The sequence below is a fragment of the Mycolicibacter kumamotonensis genome, from assembly GCF_002086285.1.
GTDB classification, from domain to species: Bacteria; Actinomycetota; Actinomycetes; order Mycobacteriales; family Mycobacteriaceae; genus Mycobacterium; species Mycobacterium kumamotonense.
Map to the genome: position 1 here is coordinate 18,318 of NZ_MVHU01000013.1, position 23,525 is coordinate 41,842.

Here is a 23,525-nt window from a genome sequence, read left to right on the forward strand (position 1 = left end):
AGGAGCCTGCAGCCCTTATTCGCGCAGGCGCAGCCCGGCCTCGGCGATCGCGTCGGCCTCTTGTTCGGTGGCCACCGAAGGACCTGACCCGGGGAGGCGCTTGCCGGCCGTCTCCGGGGTGAACCACACCGTGATCGCACCCACCACGCCCGCGGCCATCAAGATGTAGGCCGGCACCAGCACGTTGCCGGTTCCGGACACCAGCGTCTCGGCCACCAGGGGAGTGGTGCCGCCGAAGGCCGACACCGAGATGTTGAACCCGACCGCCACCGTGAAATAGCGCACCTTGGTGGGGAACAGGGCCGGCAGGGTCGACGGGGTGGTGCTGTTGAAGCACAGCAGCATCACGCCGATGAGCAGCACACCGAGGAGCCGCAGTGGATAGCTCCCGCCATGGCGGATCAACAGGAATGCCGGAAGGGAGCCGAAGATCAGCAGGGCGCTGCCTGCCCACAGGATCGGCTTGCGGCCGATCCGGTCGGACAACCGGGCCAACGGCACCACCGCGATCAGCATCAACAACAGTGCCACCACGATCATCGTCAGGCCGCGGCTGCCGCTGATGCGTCCGACCTGTTTGAAGTAGGTCGGCAGGTAGCCGGTGAGCATGTAATTGGTGACGTTCTCGGCCAGCACCAGGCCCATGCAGATCAGCAGGCCTGCGCGCTGTCGCACCACGGTCTGCCGGAACTGCTGCCAGCCGCTGCTGCGGGGCCCCTGATGGTTTTCGCTGATCTGTTCCAGCTCTTCAAAGGCCGGCGACTCATCGATGCGCAACCGCATGTACAGCGCGATGAAGGCCAGCGGGACGCCCAGCAGGAAGGGCACTCGCCAGCCCCAGTGCAGCATGTCGGCGACCGGCAGTTGCGATTTCAACCCGGTCACCACCGCCGCGCCCACCACGTAGCCGCTCAGCGTCCCCAGCGGGAGAAACCCGGTCAGTGCGCCGCGGCTGCGATCGGGGGCGTGTTCGCTGACGTAGGTCATCGCGCCCACGTACTCACCACCGGTGGAGAAGCCCTGCATGATCTTGGTGACGATGAGCAGGATCGGGGCCCAGACCCCGATCGACTCGTAGGACGGCAGCAGCCCGGTCACCGTGGTGCCCACCGCCATCAGCGTGACCGTCATGATCAGGACCCGTTTGCGGCCGATCCGGTCGCCCCAGGCACCGAAGACGATCCCGCCGAACGGTCGCACGGCGAAGGCTGCGGCCAGGGTGCCGAACGTGGCGATCAGACCCACCGCGCTGGAGCTGTCACTGGGGTAGAACACCTGCGCGATGGTGGTTGCCAGGAAGCCGTAGATGCCGAAGTCGTACCACTCCATGAAGTTGCCGACCGCGGTGCCCGCGATCGACCGTTGCATGGCCGCCGGGTCCGAAACCCGGATATCGTCGCGTGCCCATGTTGTGCGGTTCGTGTGTGCACCGCTGCCGGACCGGCCGTTGGTATCCACCGCTAAGCAACGTATACCAACTGTGTTCACAGTTCTCGTTGACACAGGAGCGGTGCCCGGACCGCCAGGCGCCCTCTACGATGACGGGCATGCGCAGGCTCCCAGCCGTCCTGACCGTTGCGGGCGCCGCCGCCGCCCTGCTCGCCGGATGCTCGTCCAGCCCCTCCCCGTCGGCTCCGTCAGCGTCATCCGTGGCCACGACCACATCCTCGACGACCGTGGCGACCTCCACGGCCCGGGCGACATCGTCGCCGACGGAATCTCCCTCGGCCACGTCGTCGAAGAAGGCCAGCGAACCACTTCCCGACGCCTCGGCGATCCTCAAGGAGGCCAGCGCCGCGACCGCCGACGTCGACAGCGTGCACCTGAGCCTGTCGGTGACCGGCAGCATCGACAACATGGCGATCACCGCGCTCGACGCCGACGTGACCCGCCGGCCCGCCGACGCGGCGAAGGGCTACGCCAAGATCGCCTACCGAGGCGCACCGGCCTATGTGCAATTCGTCGTCTTCGGCGGGGAGCTGTTCGTGTCGCAGTCGCCCGGCCGGTGGGTCGACTACGGGCCCGCCGCGAATTTCTACGACGCGGCGACGATCCTGAGCCCGGACACCGGCCTGGCCGACATGCTGACCGATTTCGTCGATCCCGAGGTCGAAGGCCGCGAGACGATCGATGAGGTGCACACCGTCCGGGTCACCGGAGAGGTGTCGGCCGATGCGGCGAAGAAGATCGTGCCCCAACTGCACGCGAACAAACGCACCTCGTGCACCGTCTGGATCCAGGAGACCGGCGATCACCACCTGGTTCGGCTTGAGCTGGCCTCCGGCGCCGACAACGCCGTGCAGATGACGTTCTCGAACTGGAACGCGCCGGTCAGCGTCGGTAAACCGCGCGTGTAGCGGCCTGCCGCGCCGTTATCCCCAGTTCGGCTTTCTTCCACAGTTGCCGTTGCGCCCGACGGTCGGCCCGGCCTGGTTGTCGGGACTCCCGGGCTCAATGGGTGCAGCACCGGCGGGCCTGACGGCTCCGCTGCAACCAGGAAGGAAACACGCAATGTATGAAACGCCTCTGACCATCATCGGCCATGTCGTGACCGACCCGATCCGCCGCCGGGTGGGGGAGCACGAACTGATCAAGTTCCGGGTCGCCAGCAACTCGCGCAAACGCGGTGCCGACGGAAACTGGGAGACCGGCAACTCCCTGTTCATGACGGTCACCTGCTGGGACCGGTTGGTCACCGGCGTGGGTGCGTCGCTGAGCAAGGGGTTACCGGTGATCGTGGTCGGGAACGTGTTCACCAGCGAATACGACGACAAGGACGGCAATCGCCGGTCGTCGGTGGAGCTGCGTGCGACCGCGGTCGGGCCTAATCTGGCGCGCTGCGCGGCCCGGGTGGAGAAGATCATCGCCGCCGGACCGGACAGTCCGGTTGCTGCACGAGCCGGGGAGGCCGACAGCCCGGACCACGGAAACACCGAATCGGGCGGAGATGACACCGACGCCGACGCCGACGCCGCTGCCAAGGCCGATGCCGACGACGGGATGGCGCTGACCGCCTGAGCGCAGCCGACGGCCGGGTGAATCCACCCCCTAGGATGGGCGGCGAGCAAATTCCGAGACCAGGAGGCGACACCGCGGCATGGCTGAGTTCATCTACACGATGAGAAAGGTCCGCAAGGCGCACGGCGACAAGGTCATCCTCGACGACGTCACGTTGAGTTTCCTGCCGGGCGCCAAGATCGGTGTGGTCGGCCCGAACGGGGCCGGCAAGTCGAGCGTCTTGCGGATCATGGCGGGGCTGGACACCCCCAACAACGGAGATGCGTTCCTGGCTCCCGGGGCCAGCGTCGGCATCCTGCAGCAGGAGCCGCCGCTGAACGAGGAGAAGACCGTCCGCGGCAACGTCGAGGAGGGTCTGGGCGAGATCAAGGTCAAGCTGGACCGGTTCAACGAGGTCGCCGAACTGATGGCCACCGACTACTCCGACGAGCTGATGGAGGAGATGGGCCGGCTGCAGGAGGAACTCGACCACGCCAACGCGTGGGACATCGACTCGCAGCTCGAACAGGCGATGGACGCGCTGCGCTGCCCGCCGCCCGACGAGCCGGTCACCAACCTCTCCGGTGGCGAGCGGCGCCGCGTCGCACTGTGCAAGCTGCTGTTGTCCAAGCCGGACCTGCTGCTGCTCGACGAGCCCACCAACCACCTCGACGCCGAGAGCGTGCAGTGGCTCGAAGCACACCTGGCCAGCTACCCCGGCGCGATCCTGGCGGTCACCCACGACCGCTACTTCCTGGACAACGTCGCGCAATGGATCCTGGAGCTCGACCGCGGGCGGGCCTACCCCTACGAAGGCAACTACTCGACGTATCTGGAGAAGAAGGCCGAGCGGATCGCCGTTCAGGGTCGCAAGGACGCCAAGCTGCAGAAGCGGCTGCAGGACGAGCTGGCCTGGGTGCGCTCGGGCGCCAAGGCCCGCCAGGCCAAGAACAAGGCCCGGCTGCAGCGCTACGAGGAGATGGTGGCCGAGGCCGAGAAGACCCGCAAGCTGGACTTCGAAGAGATCCAGATCCCGACCGGGCCCCGGCTGGGCAGTCTGGTGGTGGAGGTCGAACACCTCGACAAGGGCTTCGGTGGGCGGATGCTGATCAAGGATCTGTCGTTCACGCTGCCCCGCAACGGCATCGTCGGCGTGATCGGACCCAACGGTGTCGGCAAGACCACGCTGTTCAAGACCATCGTCGGCCTGGAGGCGCCCGACAGCGGCACCGTCAAGGTCGGTGAGACGGTCAAGCTGAGCTACGTCGACCAGTCCCGGGCGGGCATCGACCCGAAGAAGACGGTCTGGGAGGTGGTCTCCGACGGCCTGGACTACATCCAAGTCGGGCAGAACGAGATCCCGTCTCGGGCCTACGTGTCGGCATTCGGCTTCAAGGGACCCGACCAGCAGAAGCCGGCCGGTGTGCTCTCCGGCGGGGAACGCAACCGGCTGAACTTGGCACTGACGCTGAAGGAGGGCGGGAACCTGATCCTGCTCGACGAGCCGACCAACGACCTGGATGTTGAAACCCTGGGGTCGCTGGAGAACGCGCTGGTGAATTTCCCGGGCTGCGCGGTGGTGATTTCCCACGATCGCTGGTTCCTCGACCGCACCTGCACCCACATCCTGGCCTGGGAGGGCGACGCCGACGACGAGGCCAAGTGGTTCTGGTTCGAGGGCAACTTCGGTGCCTATGAGGAGAACAAAGTGGAAAGGTTGGGGGCCGAGGCGGCGCGTCCGCATCGAGTGACCCACCGCAGACTCACCCGCGATTAAGGTAAGGCCGGTAGCGGCGCTGCCGGAACTGACATCTGGTCAGGAGGGGTGGGGATGACGGATTCCACCGAGCGGCTTTCAGCCGCGTGGACGACGTTTCCCGATCCCGCCCAACCGCAGGGTATCCCCGAGTGGGTCGCAGGCGCCTACCTCGCCACCTACCGCGGCCCACACAGTGACTCGCTGGGCGGCGACGATGCGTCCGCCGCCGAGCCGGCCGGCCGGGCCACCGCGTTCGTGACCCCGGCGCTGCTGGCAGCCCACGCCCGACTGGCGCAACACCGGCCGCCGGGGGAGACCCGCGTCGGCGTCTACGCGGCGGACGACGCCGCCGGATTCGGTCCCGCCCTGCAAGCGGTCACCGGGCACGCCGGCATGCTGACGGACTCGGTCGCGGTCCTACTGCACCGCCTGGGGGTCGCCTACACCGGCATCATGACACCGGTGTTCACCGTGCGGCGAGATGCCGACGGCGACCTGTGCAGTGTTGAACCCAAAAACCCCGACGTTGAACCCAAAAACCCCGACGTTGAACCCAAGAACCCCGACGTTGAACCGAAAAACCCGGACGTTGAACCCAAATCCGTGGACGGCGCCGCCGCCGAGACCTGGATCCACGTGCAGCTCGCGCCTTCGGTCAGCGGCGAGGCGATGGCCGAAGCCGAACAGTTGCTGCCCCACGTGATGGCCGACGTCCGCCAGGTCGCCACCGACTCCCAGGCGATGCACGATGCGCTCAACACCCTGGCCGGTGACGTCGAGTCCGACCCGCAGGGGCACTACGACGCTCCGGATCGCCATGAGGTGGCCGCGTTGCTGCGCTGGCTTGCCGACGGGCACTTCGTGCTGCTTGGCTACCAGCGCGGGGTGGTGCGCGACGGGCAGGTGCTGGTGAACGACGCGGACCGGCTCGGGGTGCTGCGGCTGCGTAAGTCTTTGCGTCCCATGCTCACCGGCGAAGATCTGCTGACCCTGGCGCAGGCCACCGTACCCAGCTACATGCGGTTCGGCTCACACACCTACGTCGTCGTGATCCGCGAGAACACCGGCGACGACATCGTCGCGCACCGCTTCGTCGGACTGTTCACCGCCGGGGCCATGAACGCCGACGTCTTCGACATCCCGGTCGTCTCCCATACGGTGCGCCAGGCGCTGGCGCTCTCCGAGAGTGAGCCCGGCCACCCGGGTCAGCTACTCCTCGACATCATCCAAACCGTCCCACGCTCAGAGCTTTTCGCGATCAACTCCGAGCAGCTGCTGAACATGGCGATGGCCGTGGCGAATCTGGGCTCACGTCGTGGGGCGCTGCTGTTTCTTCGTGGCGACCGGACCGGGCGGTTCGTGTCGTGTCTGGTCTACCTGCCGCGCGATCGCTACACCACCCCGGTCCGGCTGCAGATGGAGGACATTCTGGCCGCCGAATTCGGTGGTGTCGGTGTGGAATACAGCGCCCGGGTCAGCGAAGCTCCCTGGGCGCTGATTCACTTCATGGTCCGGCTGCCCGAGGATCCCGAGGCGCGCACCGTCGACACCTCCGAGGCCAACCGGGTGCGGATCCAGGCGCTGTTGACCGAGGCCAGCCGCACCTGGGCGGACCGGATGATCGCCGCCGCGGCCGGCACCCCGGCAGAGCCGCACGCGCAGCACTACGCGGCGGCCTTCGCCGAAACCTACAAACAGGCCGTCACACCTGCCGAGGCCGTTGAGGACATCGCGATCATCGATGAACTGGCCGACGGTTCGGTCCGGCTGGTGGTCTCCGGCTACGGCACCGACGACGCGGTCCTGTTGAGCTGGTTCCTCGGCGGCCACGGTGCGTCGCTGAGTCAACTGCTGCCGATGCTGCAGTCCATGGGTGTAGTGGTGCTCGAGGAGCGCCCGTTCACCGTCACCCGCGCCGACGGCTTGGAGGTGTGGATCTACAAGTTCAAAATCTCGCCGCACCCCAGCATCGAGATCCCGGCGACCGGCGCCGAACGCGATGCGGCCCAACAACGGTTCGCCGCCGGGGTCACCGCGATCTGGGAGGGCCGGGTCGAGACCGACCGGCTCAATGAGCTGATCCTGCGGGCCGGGCTGACCTGGCAACAGGTGGTGGTGCTGCGCGGCTACGCCAAATACCTGCGTCAGGCGCGCTTTCCCTACAGCGAGACCCACATCGCGTCGGTGCTCAACGAGCATCCGGGCACCGCGCGGGCCCTGGTGGCGTTGTTCGAGGCGCTGTTCGATCCGGCGCGCGCGTCGGGCAGCCGCGATGCTCAGGCGGCCGCCGCGGACGTCGCGGCCGGCATCGACGCCGTGGTGAGTCTGGACACCGACCGGGTACTGCGCGCGTTCGCCTCCCTGATCCAGGCCACGCTGCGCACCAACTACTTTGTCACCCGCGCTGATTCGGCGCGTGCGCAGAATGTTCTGGCGCTCAAGCTGGACGCCCGACTGATCGACGAGTTACCCCTGCCGCGCCCCAAGTTCGAGATCTTCGTCTATTCTCCTCGCGTCGAAGGGGTGCACCTGCGATTCGGTTTCGTCGCCCGCGGCGGGCTGCGCTGGTCGGACCGCCGCGAGGACTATCGCACCGAGATCCTCGGGCTGGTCAAGGCGCAGGAGGTCAAGAACGCCGTTATCGTCCCGGTCGGCGCCAAAGGCGGGTTCGTGGTCAAGAGGCCTCCGATTCCCACCGGCGACCCTGCCGTCGACCGCGAAGCGACCCGTGCAGAGGGAATCGCCTGCTACAAGCTGCTGATCTCCGGCATGCTCGACGTCACCGACAACGTCGATCACGCCACCGGTGCGGTCAGTGCGCCGCCGCAGGTGGTGCGACGCGACGGCGACGACGCCTACCTGGTGGTGGCCGCCGACAAGGGGACCGCCAGCTTCTCCGACATCGCCAATGAGGTCGCGCAGTCCTATGGCTTCTGGCTCGGTGACGCATTCGCCTCCGGGGGATCGGTCGGCTACGACCACAAGGAAATGGGTATCACCGCCAAGGGCGCGTGGGAATCGGTCAAGCGGCACTTCCGCGAAATGGGAATCGACACCCAGACCCAGGACTTCACCGTCGTCGGTGTCGGGGACATGAGCGGCGATGTGTTCGGCAACGGAATGCTGCGCAGCGAACACATCCGTTTGTTGGCCGCTTTCGACCACCGGCACATCTTCTTGGACCCCGACCCGGATCCGGCCCGGTCCTTCGCCGAGCGCCAGCGGATGTTCGACCTGCCGCGGTCCAGTTGGGACGACTACGACAAGTCGCTGATCAGTGCCGGTGGGGGTGTCTATCCCCGGGAGCTCAAATCCATCCCGATCAGCCCGCAGGTGCGAACGGTCTTGGGGCTCGGCGAGGACACCACCGAGCTGACGCCGCCCGCGTTGATCCGAGCGATCCTGCGGGCGCCGGTGGACCTGTTGTTCAACGGCGGTATCGGCACCTACGTCAAAGCCGAGTCCGAGTCCGACAGTGACGTCGGCGACCGGGCCAACGACCAGGTGCGGGTCAACGGAAACCAGGTGCGCGCCAAGGTGATCGGCGAAGGCGGCAACCTCGGTGTCACGCCGCTGGGTCGCGTCGAGTACGACCTGGCCGGCGGCCGGATCAACACCGACGCCCTGGACAACTCGGCTGGCGTCGACTGCTCTGACCACGAGGTCAACATCAAGATCCTGATCGACTCCCTGGTCACCGTCGGCAAGCTGGACGTCGCCGACCGGCCGCAGCTTCTGGCGTCGATGACTGACGAGGTCAGTGCGCTGGTGCTGGCCGACAACACCGCTCAGAACGACCTGATGGGCACCAGCCGGGCCAATGCCGCCAGCCTCCTGCCGGTGCATGCCGACCAGATCCGACACCTGGTCGCCGACCGAGGCCTGAACCGCGAGCTGGAGGCCTTGCCGTCGGAGAAGGAGATCCGGCGGCGCGCCGAGGCCGGGTTGGGGTTGGCCTCACCGGAGTTGGCGACGCTGATGGCCCACGTCAAACTGACTCTCAAAGCGGCCGTACTCAGCACCGACCTGCCGGAGCAGGACGTCTTCGCCGCCCGGTTGCCGCGGTACTTCCCGTCGGTGCTGCAGCAGCGATTCGCCGGCGAGATCCGCTCGCATCAACTGCGCCGCGAGATCGTGACCACGATGCTGATCAACGACGTGGTGGACACCGCCGGCATCACCTACGCCTTCCGCATCACCGAGGACGCCGGGGTCGACCTCGTCGACGCGGTACGGGCCTACGTGGCGACCGACGCGATCTTCGGGGTGAGCCGGCTGTGGCACCGCATCCGCGCGGCCGGCGAGCAGGACGGGCTGCCCGTGGCGGTGACCGACCGGATGACGCTGGACCTGCGCCGGCTCATCGACCGCGCTGGGCGCTGGCTGCTCAACTATCGTCCGCAACCGCTGGCGGTGGGCGCCGAGATCAACCGGTTCGCCGCAAAGGTGACCGCGTTGACCCCGCGGATGTTGGAATGGCTGCGCGGCGACGACGCCGCCATTGTGGCCAAGCACGTCGGAGAGTTCCGTGCGCAAGGCGTGCCCGAGGATCTCGCCGCCGATATCGCCATCGGCCTGTATCGCTACAGCCTGCTCGACATCATCGATATCGCCGACATCACCGACCGTGACGCGAGCGAAGTCGCCGACACCTACTTCGCGCTGATGGATCGACTCGGCACCGACGGGCTGCTGACCGCGGTGGCCCAACTACCCCGTGATGACCGCTGGCATGCCTTGGCGCGGTTGGCGATCCGCGACGACATCTACAATTCGGTGCGGTCGCTGTGCCTAGACGTGCTGGCGGTCGGCGAACCGGACGAGGATGGGATGCAGAAGATCATCGAGTGGGAATCGACCAACGGCTCGCGGGTGGAGCGGGCGCGGCGCACCTTGAGCCAGATCTATGAATCCGACCAGCGGGATTTGGCGACGCTGTCGGTGGCGGCGCGGCAGATCCGCAGTATGACCCGCGCCAGCGGCCGGGGTTCGGTGTCGTGAGCGCCGGATTCGTCGCATCGGTCCCGGTGCGCTGGTCGGACATCGACATGTACCAGCACGTCAACCACGCGGTGATGGTCACCATCCTCGAAGAGGCGCGGGTACCGTTCCTGTCGCCGGCCTTCGCCGTCGACATCACCGAAGTCGGTCTGCTGATCGCCGAGGTCAAGATCGCCTACAAGGGACAGCTGCGGCTGATGGACTCGCCGCTGCAGGTGACCATGTGGGTGCCGCGGCTGCGCGCGGTGGACTTCACCATCGGCTACGAGGTGCGCTCGGTGAGCGCCGAGCCCGATTCGAAGCCGGCGGTGATCGCCGAAACCCAGTTGGCCGCGTTCAGCATCGACGAACAGAAGCTGGTGCGGCTCTCGGCGCAGCACCGGGAGTACCTGCAGCGGTGGATGCGCTAGCCCAACGTCGGGTTATTGCGGCTGTCACAGGATTCGGCCGGTTGCCGTGACCGTCAACCCTTACTGTGCTTAGGGGATCGTCAGTCCGGCGGCGGGAGACGAATCGAGTGAGGGCTAAGTCGCTGTTGATCGCGTCAGCGATTCTGATTGCGCTGTCGGGTCTGGGCTTGCTGTGGCCGCTTGCCTCGGGACTGACGTATTCGGTGTCGCCGCCCAACGATCCGGGGGTGATCAGGCGCTACGCCGCGACCTATCGGGTCGCCGCCGACGGCCGCCTCATTGCCACCGAGCGCCTGACGGTGGACCTTCCAAGCGGCCGGCACGGCATCTTCTGGTATTTCCCGGTCGCCGACCCCAGCGACTCCCATTTGCGGATTGTCCCGGCCGTCACCGGCATCACCATGAATGGCCGGGAGGTCCCGGTGGAATATTCGTGGCGAAACGGCCGCAGCGTCTACGTTGCGCGTATCGGCGATTCGTCCACGACGCTGGCCCAGGGTACATACCTGTACGAGATCGGCTACACCATCGACGGCGTATTGGCGAAAACCCCCAGCGCACAAGGGAAGTTCCCGACCTGGGCGGGGGAGAACCGGATCGCGGCGGACTCGTCGTTCTACTGGAACGCGGTGGGCTTCTGGGAGATGCCGATCAGAACCGCGCAGTCCGTGATCGAGCTGCCCGTCCAATCCGGGCTGGTGCAGTGCGCCGCGAGCACCGGCGGGTCGATTCCGTGCGCCATCGAGGGCGCGGGCACTGAGCGCGTCGCGATCACCGCGGAAAACCTGGCACCGCGTAACCCGGTCACCGTTCGCGTTGATCTGCCGATGACGCTGCCGGCCCGCACCACACTGCCGTGGCCGGTGCGCTTCGACGGGATCCTGGGCCGCTCGACCCGCGCCGCGGGTGCGGTGGCGGTATTGACGTTGCTTGCCGCGCTGGCGGGATCCCTGTGGGTTCGACGGTCACGGGAGACGCCTCCGGGCCTGCCGGTGACCTATGTTCCGCCCGACGGGCTCGGGCCGGCGCAGACCGTCTACATCGTCAAGGAGACCGTCGGTGAGCACGCCCTGGTCGCGACACTGTTGCATATGGCGGAGCGCAAGCTGGTTGAGCTGGAGCGCATCGGTGCGAAGAAGTGGGCCCTCACCGGCACCGCTACCTCGGCGGAGTGGGCGAACGTTGATCCGGTGACTCGTGGGGTCGGCGAAGCACTGGGCATCACAGAACCCGGTCGCCGTGTTGTCACCGGCGGCAAACGGGCCGGCGAGAAATTGGCGAACGCTGCGCAGACCGCCAAGTCCTCCACTCGATCCTGGGCTCAAACGGAGGGGTTGTCGCGATACGAGGCCATGGTGACCATCGGCCGAGTGCTGGTCTTCATCTGCATCCTCGTCGCCGTCGTTCGGTTCTGGGGCTACCCGACGATGTGGGGTCTGCCGTTCGCCGTGTTCGCCATCGCCGGTGTCTGGCTGTTCGCCACGGGGGCGGGTACCCGGCGCACCGCAGCGGGCCGCCGGCTGTGGTCGCGGGCCGGCGGATTCGAGCGCCTGCTGTCCACACCGTCCAGCGAGGACCGGTTCGACTTTGCGGCGCGCAAGGACCTTTTCATGGCCTACATCCCCTATGCGGTGGCGTTCGGCGTCGCCGACACGTGGGCCGCGAAGTACCGGACGGCGACCGGGCAGGAGCCGCCGGAGGTGCCGTGGTATCCGGGGACGCGGGCGGGCGGCGCGGCCGGACTGTACAGCGGGACCGCGCTGGCCGGCCTGGGCGCCGCGATCGCGACTTCGATCAGTGCGTACCAGGCTTCCCAAAGCTCTTCGTCGAGTTCTGGTGGGTTCAGCAGTGGCGGTGGTGGTTTCGGCGGCGGCGGGGGCAGCGGTGGCGGCTCCTGGTGAACGATCAATCGAGGAAAGAGGTATCAGATGAACGGAATCACTGCCATCGCGGTCCTGGCAGCGGTGCTGGTGGCGGTGGTCGCCTTCGGCATCACCGCGTTCAACCTGCTGCGCACGCTCGATGTGAAGGCGCAGGAGGCATTGGGCGGCATCGACGTCCAGCTGACCCGGCGTGCCGACCTGATTCCTAACCTGGTATCCACCGTCAAAGGCTATGCAACGCATGAGAAATCGGTGTTCGAAGAGGTCACCGCCGCTCGGGCGAAGGCGACACAGGCGGCGCAGTCGGGCACCGTCGAGGAGAAGGCGCAGGCCCAGGCCCAGCTGGACCGCGGGATCTTCCACGTGCTCGCCGTCGCCGAGAACTACCCCGAGCTGAAAGCCTCGGTCAACTTCCTGCAGCTGCAGGAACAGCTCACCGACACCGAGAACCAGCTGGCGTTCGCCCGCCAGTACTACAACGACGCAACCGCCACCCTCAACCAGCGGGTGGTCACGATCCCGTGGATGTTCTTCACCGGGATGGCCAAGGTGGCCGCGCGGCCGTTCTATCAGGCGACCGAAGGACAGCAGGCGCCGCCACCGGTGACGTTCTGAGTTCTACGCAGATCAGGTCTCGGTCAGCATGGCATCGAGCAACCGGTGCACGACGGTGCTCACCTCGGCACGGGTCCGGTCGGGGTCGTCCGCGGTGGCGATCACCATCGCGGCCTCATCGAGTGCGCCGATGAGAATGTGCGCCAGGGCGCGGACGGGCTGCTCGGCGAGTTGGCCGGCCTTCATCGCTTCGCTGAGCAGTTGCTCGGTCATACCCAGGCTGTAGCGCTGGGCCACATCGCGAAAGCCGTCCCACCCGAGGACGTTCGGCGCATCCAGCAGGATGAGCTGGCGTACCTCCGGATCCATGGCCACCACCAGCCAGCTCTCCGCAGCCGAGCGCAACGCGGCGGCGGGAGTGGTGGCCACGGAGCCGGCGACGGCCTCGGCGAGCCGCGCCATGACGTCGGCTTCCACGGCCTCCACGACCGCGCGGAACAGCGCTGCCTTGTCGGGGAACTGGTGATACATCGCGCCGCGGGTCACACCGGCGGCCTCGGCGATCTCTGGCGTACCGACCGCGGCGAAGCCGCGCGCACCCCACAGCGTGCGGGCGGCGCTGGTCAACGCGGCCCGCGTGGCGGCGGAACGCTCGGCCTGCGTTCGACGCTTGATTTCCGTACAGGCTGTCGGTAAGTTATCGGCAGGTTGCACGTAACTATGGTAGGAGCTTCCCATGCCGACCGTTGACATTGACGCCGGAACAATCCACTACGAGACTGCGGGCCCGCAGGACGGCCGCCCGGCGCTGTTCGTCCACGGCTATTCCATGGCCGCCTCGCTGTGGCGGCCACTGAGCGAACGCCTGGCGGCGCGAAACCTGCGCTGCATCGCCCCGACCTGGCCGCTGGGCGCCCACCCGACGCCGTTGCGGCCCGGAGCGGACCGGTCACTGCCGGGTATCGCGGCGATGGTGAACGCGTTCATGGCCGCACTCGGGCTCGACGACGTCGTGTTGGTCGGCAACGACACCGGGGGAGTGATCACCCAGCTGGTGGCGATAGACCACCCCGACCGGCTCGGTGCGCTGGTTCTCACCAGCTGCGACGCCTTCGAACATTTCCCGCCGCCGATCCTCAAACCGTTCATGCTGGCCGCCAAGACATCCCTCACCTTCCGTGCCGTGCTACAGCCGATGCGGCTGCGTACCTTCCGTAACCGTGGTTTCGGGGCGCTGTCCCACGGTGACATCGACGCTCTGGTGGCCCAGTGGGTGAAACCGGCGCTGCGTGATGCGGCCATCGCCGAGGACCTTCGCCGTCTCACCCAGTCACTGCACCAGCAGACCACCCTGGACGCCGGAGCCCGGCTGCGCGGGTTCACCAAGCCGGCACTGATCGCGTGGTCGGCCGATGACTTCTTCTTCCCCGTCGACGACGGAAAGCGCCTCGCCGATACGTTGCCCGACAGTCGTTTTGAACTCATCCACGGCGCCCGGACCTTCTCGATGCTCGATCAGCCGGACTGGCTAGGCAAGCTGGTGGCCGAATTCGCCGGCGCCACAACCGAGCACGGGGGCCGCGGTCGCCGGTAAGCCGTGTCGGTCAGACCAGCCACGCCGCGGTGTCGGGCGGCAGGACGCCGTCGGCCGCCGGCGCGCTGGCCAGGATGAGCTGCCCTTCCGGTCGCGCCACCGGCTCGTCGCCGGCGTTGAGTGCGCACACCAGCCCGCCGCACCGGAACATCACCACTCCGTCCGGGGCCGGCAGCCATTCGACGCGACTGTCGAAACCCACGTGCTCCCGGCGCAATTCGACTGCCCGCCGATACAGTGCCAAGGTCGAGCCGGTGTCACTGAGTTGACGTTCGACGGTCAGCGGCGCCCACTGCGGCGGCATCGGCAACCACGTCTCGGACCGTTCGGAGAATCCGAACGGCGGCGCGTCGCCTGACCACGGCAACGGCACCCGGCAGCCGTCGCGGCCGCGCTCGGTGTGGCCGGAGCGCTCCCACACCGGATCCTGCAGTGCCTCATCGGGCAGCTCAACGCCGGGCAGCCCCAGTTCCTGACCGTTGTAGACGAACACCGCGCCGGGAAGCGCGAGCAGCACCATCGCCATCGCCCGAGCCCGCGCCAGTCCGGTCGCCCCGCCGCCGTAGCGGGTGACCGATCGCTCGACGTCGTGATTCTCCAGCGCCCAGGTCGGGGTGGCTTTCACCGAGGCGACCGCGGCCAGGGAGTTCTCGATCGCGTCCCGTATTCCATCAGCGTCGAACTCGGACTGCAGCAACCGGAAGTTGAAGGCCAGGTGCAGCTCGTCGGGGCGCAGATATTCGGCGAACAGGGCGTTGTCGTGCACCCAGACCTCGCCGATGGACACCGCGTCGGGATAGTCGTCGAACACCGCGCGGATCGCACGGTGGATCCGATGGACGCCGGGCTGGTTGAACCGTGGATCGTCGTCGCGGTGGGCCAGCAGTTTCACGTCGGTGACCGGCATGTCGGGCAGGCCGGGGGCCTTGGCCATGCCGTGGGAGACATCGATGCGGAAGCCGTCGACGCCGCGGTCCAGCCAGAACCGCAGGGTCTCCTCGAAATCGCCCATGACCTCCGGGTTGTCCCAGTTCAGATCGGGTTGGGTGGTGTCGAACAGGTGCAGGTACCACTGGCCGGGGCCATCGGGTCCGCTGACCCGGGTCCACGCCGGGCCGCCGAACACCGACACCCAGTTGTTGGGCGGCAGCTGCCCGTTCGGGCCGCGGCCGTCACGGAAGATGTAGCGCGCCCGTGCCGGACTGCCCGGCGCGGACGCCAGCGCCTCGACGAACCACGGATGAGCCGAACTGGTGTGGTTGGGCACCAGGTCCATGGTCAGCCGGATGCCACGTTCGTGCGCGGCCGCCACCAAGCGTTCCAGCGTCGCCAGGTCGCCGAAGAGCGGATCGATGTCGCGCGGATCCGCCACGTCGTAGCCGTGGTCGGCCATGGGCGACACCGTCACCGGGTTGAGCCAGATGGCGTCGACGCCCAACGCGCGCAGATAGTCCAGGTGGGCGATCACCCCGTCCAGGTCGCCGACCCCGTCGCCGTTGCTGTCGGCGAAGGAGCGCGGGTAGGCCTGGTAGAACACGCTGTTGGCCCACCACGGGTTCTCGGCGCCCATCAGATCGGTGCGTTGACCAGGAACTCGGCCACCGAATGCAGGTAGTGCAGCAGTTCGGCACGATGTTCGTCGTCGAGGGTCTCGGTGTCGATCTCGTCGATCGCCGTGACCATGCAGCGCAGCCAGGCGTCGCGCTGTAGCGGGCCGATCCGGAACGGGATGTGCCGCATCCGTAGCCGCGGGTGGCCGCGGCGTTCGGTGTAGGTGCGCGGCCCGCCCCAGTACTGCTCGAGGAACATCCGCAACCGCTCCTCGGCGCCGTCCATGTCGTCGGCGGGGTACATCGGGTACAGGATCGGGTCCTCGGCGACCAGTTGATAAAACCGCGACACGATGGCGTGAAAGGTTTCCGCACCGCCGACGGCGTCATAAAACGAGGGCTCTTCTATCGGCTGCATCGCCACCATTGTGGGGCATCGAGGAATTGCCGCCGGACACACATCGAGAACACACAGCTAATAGGCGTGCGACCAGCGCCGAATCATGGTGAACTGTTCCGCGGAGGATTTATGGTGCAGCACAAAAGCGGCCGATGAAACGTCGGGGCCACCGCAGAACCGGTGCCCCCACGGCGAGCCTGTCCGGGCTTGCCGCCCCTCCATGCCTGCACTCGGTGGCCACGTCGGGTTCGGTGTCCGGTGCCGATGCCGCGAGCATCTGGACCCGCCGGCGGGTGTTGCTGCTGAACTCCACTTTCGAGCCGCTGACGGCGCTTCCGCTGCGGCGCGCCATCGTCATGCTGATCTGCGGCAAGGCCGATGTGGTGCACGACGACCCGGCCGGCCCGGTCATCCATTCGGCGACGCGGTCGGTGCCGGTGCCCTCGGTGATCCGGCTGCGGTCCTATGTCCGGGTGCCCTATCGTGCCCGGATCCCGTTGACCCGCGCCGCGCTGATGCACCGTGACCGGCACAGCTGCGCCTACTGCGGCGGCAAGGCCGACACCGTCGATCACGTGGTGCCACGCAGCCGCGGCGGCGACCACTCGTGGGAGAACTGTGTCGCCGCCTGTTCGACCTGCAATCACCGCAAGGCCGACCGGCTGCTCGCCGAACTCGGTTGGACGCTGCGGCTGGTGCCGACCTCGCCGAAGGGCCAGCACTGGCGGCTGCTGGCGGTGATCAACGACCTCGACCCGGTGTGGATGCGCTACCTCGGTGAAGGCGCCGCCTGAGCTGGGTTTGCCTGCACTACGTGGCGCTGGTACCAGCGACGCCCGTGCCAGCGCTGGTAATGCCACACCGCGGTGGGCATGGCCCCGCGCCGATGCAGCCAGAAACCGGCCGGGGGTTCTAGCCGGCACGGCTGCCGCTGCAGCGTGATCTCGCCGAGCACCACCCCTTCGCCTTCCTCGGCGCGCCGCTCCGCGACGATGGTGCCGTCCGCGGCGGCGATCAGGGTGGCCCCTTCGAAGTGCCCGCGGTACCGCAGGGGCAGCCACGGCATCGCGCAGTCCAGGACGCCGGCATGGGCGGCGTGCACCACCGGGGCGCCGATGTACTGGGCGAACGAGGCCGCCGCGTGTCGGGCGGTGGCGGTGTTGTTGCGTTCCAGGCGGTCGAACAGCAGATGCGGACGCCACCGCGGTATCGACCACCAGCCCGAGCCGGTCATCGCCAGGTCCACCCGGCCCCGCATCCGTCGCGCCGTCTGGGTGCGCATCAGTTCCCAGCACACCGCGGCGCCGACCGTGTGCTCGCCCGCCTCGAGCACGCCGTCGTCGTCGCCGCCGGTATAGAACGCGTTCTCCCACATGGTGGGCAGATCCTTGTCGTGTCGCCCCAGCACGTCGGAGGGGCCGGCCAGGATGTAGGCGTTGCGAACATCCCCGTCGGGATCGCGGCACAAGAAGGAGCCGCCGACCAACGCTCGATGCCGGTGTGCCAGTGCGGTCAGCAGCTCGGTTGCCGCACCGTCGGGGGGCAGGGCCGCGGTGGCCAACGAGGGCGCGAACCCGATGCCGGTGGTGAAGAACTCCGGCAGGGCGATGACTTCGGCGCCGGCGCGACCGGCTTCGTCGGCGAGGCGTTCGCAGGCGGCCAGGTTGGCCGGGATATCGCCGAGTATCGCCTCCAATTGGACAGCCGCTGCCAGAACCATCGTCATCGCCTTTCCGGTACTCACGCGCAGCCCTGCGCCTCCGGCAGCGTCTGCGATCGCCGTGGGTTCCATGGTAAGGGGCACGATCTGAGCTCGGTCAGCTTGTCCCAGACGAATGCGCAGCAGGCTGCGGACATCGGCTGCCGGAAAGGTTGCGCATGTTTAACCTGCTTGTGCGGCAACGATTCCCGTCCAATGGGCCATGCCGCCGGCGATCACGGCGTGCCGGCTGCCGCTTTCGGGGGGCATTGCCGAGCGCCTGGCCGGCTCCCGCGGCCGCCGGAGCAGCCCTGCTCACGCTGAGCGCCCGGGCGAAGGAATGGCGTCGCCGTTAGATACCCATCCGATGGGCGTAAGGCAAAGCGGTGGGATACGGTCTACGGCGTGAGCGTGTTGTCATTCCTCGGCTATTTCGTCGGCATTCCGGTTTTGCTGGTCTCGCTGCTGTCAGCGCGGATCTGGGCGCAAAAGGGGCCACGCGCGGCCGTCTATCAGATGTCCGACCGTTGGACGCATCCTCCGATCCTGTGGGCGGCGACCGATGAGGTCGTCGGTGGCGGACACGGTCACGGCAAGTCCGAGTTCAGTGTGGGGGGTGGAGCCAGTGGCAACTGGTGAGGTCGCGACGATCGATCAGGGAGATCTTCCGTACGGCTCGGCGATCACCTACAGCGGTCGCATATCCGGGGTCACCGAGCCCGGTGAGGCGTCGCTGCACTATCCGTTCCCGGTCAAAGAGCTGGTGGCGCTCGATGACGCCCTGACCTACGGGTCGCGGGCGTCCAAGGCCCGTTTCGCCGTCTACATCGGCGACCTGGGGTCCGACACCGCCAAGCGAGCCGGGGAGATCCTGGCGAAGGTCCCCACCCCTAACGACGCGGTGCTGGTCGCGGTCTCGCCGGACCAGCGGGCCATCGAGGTGGTCTACGGCGCCGGCGTCGGTGCCCGCATAGCCCCGGTGGCGGCATCCCAGGGTGTGGCCGCCGCCACGGCGGCGTTCACCGACGGCAAACTGATCGACGGCCTGGTCAGCGCGGTGCAGGTGCTCAGCGCCGGCATCACCCCGGCCTAGCCCCTGTCGAATCGGTCGCGAAGGTGGGCGGCTCAGCTCGCGCTGTCGCGGTCACGGCCTCCCCGGCGCACCGCCGCTGGTTGACCAACCTCGATCGGCGGGCGGTCGCCCCGCAGGCCGTGGCCGACATCGTCCGCCAGCGGTTCCTGACCCGCGACAGCTTTCGGGTCCTCGACGCGATGGAGCAGATCACCGATCCCGACGGTAAGAGCTTCTTCGTGATTCCCCGGGGGGCCGGCGGCAAGGAAGCGCGTCGCGCGACCCTGTTGACCTACATCATCAATGCCGGCACCGGCTACGCCCGCACCGGTAGCCGCAATGATTTTCCCGAGACGCCGTACGGCGCCGCCGAGGTCGCGCGGATCGTCGCACGCCAGCGCGCGAACCGCTGGAGCTATGAGGCGGTCCGGGGCATCAGCGGCACCGGCGGTTGCCTGGTCACCACCCCCCACGGCGTCCTGATGGGGCTGGGCGGCAACCGGTTTCACGCCCACCTCAGCCGTCGTACCGGCACCATGTGGGGCGACCTTTTCATGGTCAACGCCGATCGTGGCTGCGACCCGGCCCGGCGGTTGCGTGACATCGTCGAATGCGGACAGATCTCCAGCGATGGCCCCGGCCTGGACAGGCTGCTGCACCACGAGGAGATCCACGCCCAGCAGTGGGCCGCGCTCGGGCCGGTGCAGATGCCCGTGCGTTATCTCGCCGCGGAGGCACGAGCGCGGGCTCTCGGCGGCGTCAACAGTTTCGAGCGCGACGCCGGGTTATCCGACGGGGGATACCGGTGAGCCGATCCCGGTCCTGATGGGCGACCGTTGATCAGGCGGTGTCGAATGCCCGCGCCCGCAGGGATCGCTCCACTCCGGCCCGGCCCTCCAGCACCAACCGCCGCAGCGGTGGCGGTACCGCGGGATCGGCCAGGAACGCATCGGCGGCATCCAGTCCGGCCTGGCTGACGTCCCACCCCGGATACAGGCCCACCACCACGGTCTGCGCCACCTCGCTGGAGCGCCGTTCCCACACCCCGGGGATCGCCGCGAAATACTTCTCGGTGAACGGCTCCAACAAGTCGCCCTGACCGGGCTGCACGATCCCGGCGATGATCGCGCGGCCGGTGATGTTGGCCAGGGTGTCGTCCTCGATCACCTGCTGCCAAGCCGCTTCTTTGACCGCCGCCTGCGGGCGCGCCGCCGAGGCCTGGGCGCCTTGGCGTTTGCCTGCCGCGGTGGGATCGCGTCGAACTTCGGCGTCGATCGCGTCGGCGTCGAGCACACCACTGCGGGCCAGGGCCACCACGATCCGCCAGCGCAGATCGGTGTCGACTGCCAGCCCGGCCAGACCCTGATCCGCCGGGTCGGCATCCAGCAGCGCGGCCAGTACCTCGGTGTGCCGCTCGGACAGCACCGACGTGCACAGCGCGTTGATATAGGCCAGTTGGTGATCCGACCCGCCCTCGGCCGCGCGGGCCAATTCCAGCAGCCGGTCGGCGAACGCCGGCCAGCCCTGCTCGGCGGCCCAGCCGGGGTCGGCGTAGAACCCCAGCGCGGTCTGGGCCTGAAGCAGCAACCGCGAGGCGACCCCGACCTCGGTTTCGGCGCCGATACCGCGGTGGACCAGCGCCAGGAAGTCGCGGGCGCGCATCTCGGCCTCACGGGTCATCTCCCAGGCCGCCGACCACACCAGGGTGCGCGGCAAAGGCTCGGCGATGTCGGCGATCCGTTCCAGTGCGGTACCCAGCGACTCCGGGTCCAGTCGCAGCGCGCAGTAGGTCAGGTCGTCGTCATTGACCAGAATCAGCTTGCCGCGCGGAACGCCCACCAGGCCAGGCACTTCCGTGCTGGGCCCGTCGATGTCGAGCTCCTCGCGGTGTACCCGCATCAGCCGGCCCGAGCCGGAGGGGTCGTCGTCGTAGATGCCGATGGCCAACCGGTGTACCCGCGTCTCGCCGGCGCCGGGGGCAGCTCCGCTCTGGGCTACCGCGAATCGGGTGAACGCGCCGTCGTCGTCGACGTCGAAGTCGGCACGCAGGGTGTTCAGGCCGGTGGTCTTGAGCCACTGCCGGCCCCAGTCGGACAGGTCGCGACCGGAGGCCTTCTCCAGCGCGGCCAGCAGGTCGTCAAACGTCGCGTTGCCGAAGGCGTGCGCGGCGAAATAGTCACGGAGCCCGGCCAAAAACTGCTCCAGACCGACGTAGGCCACCAGCTGCTTGAGGACGGATGCGCCCTTGGCGTAGGTGATCCCGTCGAAGTTGACTTCGACCGCGGCCAGGTCGGGGATGTCGGCGGCGATCGGGTGTGTCGAGGGCAGCTGGTCTTGGCGGTAAGCCCAGGACTTCTCCGCATTGGCGAATGTCGTCCAGGCGCTGGTGTATTCGGTGGCCTCGCTTTGACACAGCACCGAGGCGAAGGTCGCGAACGACTCGTTGAGCCACAGGTCGTCCCACCAGCGCATGGTGACCAGGTCGCCGAACCACATGTGCGCCATCTCATGCAGTACGGTCTCGGCGCGTCGCTCATAAGACGCCCGGGTCACCTTGCTGCGAAAGACGTAGTCCTCCAAGAACGTCACCGCACCGGCGTTCTCCATCGCCCCGGCGTTGAACTCCGGCACGAACAGCTGGTCGTACTTGCCGAACGCATACGGTGTGCCGAAGTTGCGGTGGTAGAAGCCGAATCCCTGCTTGGTCTCGGTGAACAGCCGCTCGGCGTCCATGTGCGGCGCCAGCGAGGCCCGGCAGAACAGGCCCAGCGGAATCTCGCCGTGTTCGTCGCGGTAGACGTCGGTCCATTTCGCGTACGGTCCCGCGATCAACGCCACCAGGTAGGTACTCATCTTCGGGGTGCTCGCAAACGTGTGCACAGCGCCGTCGTCGGTATTTGTCACGCCCGCGGTCGCGCCGTTGGAGACGACCTCCCAGTGCTGCGGCGCGGTGACCGTGATATCGAAGGTGGCCTTGAGGTCGGGCTGGTCGAAACAGGCGAACATCCGTTTGGCGTCGGCGGTTTCGAACTGGGAGTACAGGTACACCTCGTCGTCGACCGGGTCGACGAAGCGGTGCAGGCCCTCGCCGGTGTTGGAGTAGTAGCAGTCGGCGTCGATCTCGACGACGTTGTGCTTGTCCAGTCCGGTCAGGGCGATCCCGACGGACTCGTCGTAGGCCGAGACGTCGAGCGCCCGGCCGTTGAGGGTGGCGCTGCGAACGGTCGCGGCGGCGATGTCGATGACAGTCTCGGCGCCGGGCAGGGCATTGAAGGTAACCGTCGTAGTGGAGCGGAAGGTGCGCTCGCCCGGTTTGCCGCTGCCGTCGGTCAGGTCCAGCGCGATCCGGTAGTTGTCGACAGTGACCAGAGCGGCGCGTTCAACGGCCTGGTCGCGGGTGAGGTTAGGAAGTGCCACGCCCGCCAACAGTAGCCGCCGGGCGGAGCGCGCGAGCGTTCTGCCGGGTTTAATGGTCGCCATGCTTGTTGCGGGTTCGGTCTTCGCCGCGCTGGCCGCGGCGGTGCACGTCTACATCTTCGTGCTGGAATCGTTGCGGTGGACATCACCGCGCACCCGAGCCGTGTTCGGCACCACGGCGCAGGAAGCCGAGACCTCCAAGATGCTCGCGTTCAACCAGGGTTTCTATAACCTGTTCCTGGCCGTGGTGACCGGAGTCGGGATCGGTGCGGTCGCATTGGGGCACAACGCTGTTGGGGGTGCATTGATGTTCGCCGCGCTCGGATCGATGCTGGCCGCCGCGCTGGTGCTGGTGACGTCGGCCTCCAACATGGCGCGAGCCGCCTGCGTCCAAGGTGTCTTTCCGGCGATCGCGGTGGTGCTGGTAGCGCTGGGCCTCTGAGGCGATCAGGCGAACCGCGAGATCCCGGCCATCTTCGGGAACACGGGCACGGCGGGCATAGTTGTGCACAACGAAGCTTCCGTCGTCGTTGGAGAGGATCGCCCATGGCCGCACAAAGATCACACGCCGAGTTCTGGTTTGACCCGCTGTGCCCGTGGTGCTGGATCACGTCGCGCTGGATCCTGGAGGTCGAGAAGGTCCGCGATATCGATGTGACCTTCCACGTGATGAGCCTCGCCGTGCTCAACGAGGGCCGCGACGACCTCTCCGAGGAGTACCGCGAGGGCTTGAAGCAGGCGATGGGCCCGGTGCGGGTGGCGATCGCCGCCGAACAGCAGCGGGGCAACGAGATCCTGCGCCCGTTGTACGCCGCGATGGGAACCCGGATCCACAACCAGAACAACAAGGACTTCGCCGATGTCATCGCCGGTGCGCTGGCCGAGGTGGGGCTGCCGGCCGAGCTGGCCGACGCGGCCACCACCGACGTCTACGACGACGCCCTGCGCAAAAGTCACCACGCCGGGATGGACGCCGTCGGCAAAGACGTCGGCACGCCGACCATCCACGTCAACGGGGTGGCCTTCTTCGGTCCGGTGCTGTCCCGCATCCCCCGCGGAGAGCAGGCCGGGCTGCTGTGGGACGCCTCGGTGACGTTCGCGTCTTACCCGCACTTCTTCGAGCTCAAGCGCGGCCGCACCGAGGGGCCCGAATTCGACTAGCCGGTCACGGTTTCCCGCGAGCGTGCG

Annotated in this window: 20 protein-coding genes; 14 read left to right on the forward strand and 6 right to left on the reverse strand. The window is 67.7% G+C overall.

Annotation, left to right across the window (positions count from 1 at the left end):
* Positions 1-15: 15 nt before the first annotated feature.
* Positions 16-1,368, reverse strand: a complete 1,353-nt coding sequence (locus BST28_RS10645; protein ID WP_083080998.1) for an MFS transporter — start codon at positions 1,366-1,368, stop codon at positions 16-18.
* A 308-nt stretch (positions 1,369-1,676) separates the two neighbouring features.
* Between BST28_RS10645 and BST28_RS10650 the strand changes: the two genes are divergently transcribed.
* From BST28_RS10650 to BST28_RS10680, 7 genes are all read left to right on the forward strand, one after another.
* Positions 1,677-2,357, forward strand: a complete 681-nt coding sequence (locus BST28_RS10650; RefSeq protein ID WP_207570078.1) for an LppX_LprAFG lipoprotein — start codon at positions 1,677-1,679, stop codon at positions 2,355-2,357.
* A 154-nt stretch (positions 2,358-2,511) separates the two neighbouring features.
* The gene (locus BST28_RS10655; RefSeq protein ID WP_083080969.1) at positions 2,512-3,018 is read left to right on the forward strand and encodes a single-stranded DNA-binding protein; all 507 of its coding nucleotides are present in this window, start codon (positions 2,512-2,514) and stop codon (positions 3,016-3,018) included.
* Positions 3,019-3,097: 79 nt separating this feature from the next.
* The gene (gene ettA / locus BST28_RS10660) at positions 3,098-4,774 is read left to right on the forward strand and encodes an energy-dependent translational throttle protein EttA (protein ID WP_083080971.1); all 1,677 of its coding nucleotides are present in this window, start codon (positions 3,098-3,100) and stop codon (positions 4,772-4,774) included.
* Between the two features lie 54 nt (positions 4,775-4,828).
* Entirely contained in the window at positions 4,829-9,757 is a 4,929-nt protein-coding gene (locus tag BST28_RS10665; protein WP_083080972.1) for an NAD-glutamate dehydrogenase, read from the forward strand.
* A complete protein-coding gene (locus tag BST28_RS10670; protein WP_019735470.1) occupies positions 9,754-10,167 on the forward strand; it encodes an acyl-CoA thioesterase in 414 nt (137 codons plus the stop codon). Before BST28_RS10665 ends, BST28_RS10670 begins: the two co-directional genes overlap by 4 nt.
* A 107-nt stretch (positions 10,168-10,274) precedes the next feature.
* A complete protein-coding gene (locus BST28_RS10675; RefSeq protein WP_165758069.1) occupies positions 10,275-12,068 on the forward strand; it encodes a DUF2207 domain-containing protein in 1,794 nt (597 codons plus the stop codon).
* A 27-nt stretch (positions 12,069-12,095) separates the two neighbouring features.
* Positions 12,096-12,665 (forward strand): LemA family protein, encoded by a 570-nt coding sequence (locus BST28_RS10680; RefSeq protein ID WP_019735468.1) that lies wholly within the window; start codon positions 12,096-12,098, stop codon positions 12,663-12,665.
* A gap of 12 nt (positions 12,666-12,677) precedes the next feature.
* Here the strand turns inward: BST28_RS10680 and BST28_RS10685 are convergent, their stop codons facing one another.
* Positions 12,678-13,343: a TetR/AcrR family transcriptional regulator gene (locus BST28_RS10685; RefSeq protein ID WP_020425459.1), complete on the reverse strand. Its 666-nt coding sequence runs from the start codon at positions 13,341-13,343 to the stop codon at positions 12,678-12,680.
* Between BST28_RS10685 and BST28_RS10690 the strand changes: the two genes are divergently transcribed.
* Positions 13,342-14,199 (forward strand): alpha/beta fold hydrolase, encoded by an 858-nt coding sequence (locus BST28_RS10690; protein ID WP_019735466.1) that lies wholly within the window; start codon positions 13,342-13,344, stop codon positions 14,197-14,199. The genes BST28_RS10685 and BST28_RS10690 overlap by 2 nt on opposite strands.
* Positions 14,200-14,209: 10 nt before the next feature.
* Here BST28_RS10690 and BST28_RS10695 read toward each other — a convergent pair whose 3' ends face one another.
* On the reverse strand, positions 14,210-15,769 hold the full coding sequence (locus BST28_RS10695; protein WP_065288294.1) for a glycoside hydrolase family 13 protein: 1,560 nt from the start codon (positions 15,767-15,769) through the stop codon (positions 14,210-14,212).
* Complete coding sequence (locus BST28_RS10700) at positions 15,769-16,176, reverse strand: globin (RefSeq protein ID WP_019739164.1); 408 nt, start codon at positions 16,174-16,176, stop codon at positions 15,769-15,771. Before BST28_RS10700 ends, BST28_RS10695 begins: the two co-directional genes overlap by 1 nt.
* Positions 16,177-16,301: 125 nt before the next feature.
* On the opposite strand from BST28_RS10700, the gene BST28_RS10705 reads away from it, so the two are divergent.
* Positions 16,302-16,943: an HNH endonuclease gene (locus tag BST28_RS10705; RefSeq protein WP_029249644.1), complete on the forward strand. Its 642-nt coding sequence runs from the start codon at positions 16,302-16,304 to the stop codon at positions 16,941-16,943.
* On the opposite strand, the gene BST28_RS10710 is transcribed toward BST28_RS10705, so the two are convergent.
* Positions 16,919-17,869, reverse strand: a complete 951-nt coding sequence (locus BST28_RS10710; RefSeq protein ID WP_083080999.1) for a carbon-nitrogen hydrolase family protein — start codon at positions 17,867-17,869, stop codon at positions 16,919-16,921. The two genes, BST28_RS10705 and BST28_RS10710, sit on opposite strands and share 25 nt — an antisense overlap.
* 384 nt (positions 17,870-18,253) lie before the next feature.
* Between BST28_RS10710 and ctaJ the strand changes: the two genes are divergently transcribed.
* The 3 genes from ctaJ to BST28_RS10725 all read left to right on the forward strand — a co-directional run bounded on the left by ctaJ (position 18,254) and on the right by BST28_RS10725 (position 19,729).
* Positions 18,254-18,487 carry an aa3-type cytochrome oxidase subunit CtaJ gene (gene ctaJ / locus BST28_RS10715; protein ID WP_019739167.1) on the forward strand — a complete coding sequence of 78 codons (234 nt, stop codon included), beginning with the start codon at positions 18,254-18,256 and terminating at the stop codon, positions 18,485-18,487.
* Positions 18,474-18,941 (forward strand): DUF5130 domain-containing protein, encoded by a 468-nt coding sequence (locus tag BST28_RS10720; RefSeq protein WP_019739168.1) that lies wholly within the window; start codon positions 18,474-18,476, stop codon positions 18,939-18,941. Before ctaJ ends, BST28_RS10720 begins: the two co-directional genes overlap by 14 nt.
* 80 nt (positions 18,942-19,021) lie before the next feature.
* On the forward strand, positions 19,022-19,729 hold the full coding sequence (locus BST28_RS10725) for a hypothetical protein (protein ID WP_234808251.1): 708 nt from the start codon (positions 19,022-19,024) through the stop codon (positions 19,727-19,729).
* Positions 19,730-19,760: 31 nt separating this feature from the next.
* Here BST28_RS10725 and pepN read toward each other — a convergent pair whose 3' ends face one another.
* Positions 19,761-22,337 (reverse strand): aminopeptidase N, encoded by a 2,577-nt coding sequence (pepN, locus tag BST28_RS10730; protein ID WP_029249392.1) that lies wholly within the window; start codon positions 22,335-22,337, stop codon positions 19,761-19,763.
* Between the two features lie 61 nt (positions 22,338-22,398).
* Here pepN and BST28_RS10735 point away from each other — a divergent pair, with 61 nt between their 5' ends.
* A complete protein-coding gene (locus BST28_RS10735; protein ID WP_029249393.1) occupies positions 22,399-22,779 on the forward strand; it encodes a DUF1304 domain-containing protein in 381 nt (126 codons plus the stop codon).
* Positions 22,780-22,883: 104 nt separating this feature from the next.
* A complete protein-coding gene (locus BST28_RS10740; RefSeq protein ID WP_019738061.1) occupies positions 22,884-23,498 on the forward strand; it encodes a mycothiol-dependent nitroreductase Rv2466c family protein in 615 nt (204 codons plus the stop codon).
* Positions 23,499-23,525 lie beyond the last annotated feature (27 nt).